Below are 1,351 nucleotides of genomic sequence, written 5' to 3' on the forward strand. Positions count from 1 at the left end.
TTCACAGATACTGGAACCCAGAACCCGCATTCTACCGTTGGTCATTGAAAACTGTCCGGACTATTGTTATTCGGATATTTACAAAACCGGGATGCTCCCGGCATCAAGTCTCTCTTTCGGAGTCCCCAAAAGCCAAGGCTATGTCGGATGCTGGTTCAAAACGATACAGGGAAGTTAGTTGCTCCCGAGTGCGATCGCGATTGTCTGCCGACACCTTTTTTGCGAAGGCTTAAAAACTGGGCGTTGCTCAATTAGGGTATGATGAAGTTGTACTCCGAGCGTCAAAAATAACACACATTTAAAAAAGATATTATGCAATGTCCTGAATGTAAATCAACTCACATCAATAAAAATGGTCACAAAAAAGGCAAACAAAATTATATTTGCGTCCCAGGCAAAAGACAATTTATAGATGATTATAAACTTCCTAGAGGATATCCAGAAGAAGTTAAGCGTGAATGTCTCAAGATGTATGTTAATAGCCTGGGTTTTAGAGCAATTGAAAGAGTCAAGAATGTACATCACACTACAATTATTAATTGGGTAAAATCAGCCGGAAAACTCTTGCCAGATTTTTACGAACCAGAAACAAATCCCGAAGTGGGAGAATTAGATGAATTACAAACATTTGTGGGTTCAAAAAAAAACAAAACCTGGCTGTGGACAGCGGTAGACCATTTTAAGCCAGGTATTTTAGGATGGGTTTTAGGCGACCATAGCGCCAAAACTTTTGAACCACTATGGGCGGAAGTTAGTAAATGGAAATGCTACTTTTATGTAACAGATGGCTGGAAAGTTTACCCGAATTTTATGACCGAGGGAGACTAAATTATCAGCAAAACTTATATGACAAGAGTTGAAGGTGAAAATACAAGACTCAGACATTACTTGGCTCGACTAAAAAGAAAAAGTATTTGTTATTCTAAGTGTGAAAAAATGCTAGGATATTCAATTAAATTACTAATTCATTATCTAAAATTTGGAGATGTTCCAATTCCCCATCAAAATCCCCGAAATCATTTTCGACTCCCCTCCGGTATTTTTGGTCGTACCATTCCCTAATTCAGCAACGCCAAAAACTGAAACTGAGTATTTTGGGGGACGATAGGCGATCACGTCCTGCTGCTTTCCGTAGGTAGCGATCGCGATCGCACCTACTTTCCTCATTGACGATTCTCCTCTTTTTTGACAGAGCAAGCAATTCCACCGTCAATTTGCACCCCTAATGAGGGTAATCTAGTCTGGAAAGGGCCTTTAGGGGCTTGCGATTAAATATAACCCCAGTTATCCTAGAAGAGTAGGAAACAAAAAATCTGACAAGCGAGCGGTTGTTACTTCTGTAATTGGGATG

General features: G+C 40.0%; 1 protein-coding gene and 1 pseudogene. One reads left to right on the forward strand and one right to left on the reverse strand.

What is annotated here, in order from left to right; translation table 11 throughout:
- Positions 1 to 312 precede the first annotated feature (312 nt).
- Positions 313 to 1,062: pseudogene (locus tag JGK39_RS33465) on the forward strand (IS1 family transposase).
- Here JGK39_RS33465 and JGK39_RS33470 read toward each other — a convergent pair.
- Complete coding sequence (locus JGK39_RS33470) at positions 973 to 1,167, reverse strand: hypothetical protein (protein WP_293262901.1); 195 nt, start codon at positions 1,165 to 1,167, stop codon at positions 973 to 975. The pseudogene JGK39_RS33465 and the gene JGK39_RS33470 sit on opposite strands and share 90 nt — an antisense overlap.
- Positions 1,168 to 1,351 lie beyond the last annotated feature (184 nt).

The organism is Microcoleus sp. PH2017_12_PCY_D_A (assembly GCF_020738565.1).
GTDB lineage: Bacteria > Cyanobacteriota > Cyanobacteriia > Cyanobacteriales > Microcoleaceae > Microcoleus.

Bases quoted from the DNA above. Each gene is read 5' to 3' on its own strand.
- JGK39_RS33470 (WP_293262901.1), bottom strand. From the start codon at position 1,167: ATGAGGAAAGTAGGTGCGATCGCGATCGCTACCTACGGAAAGCAGCAG.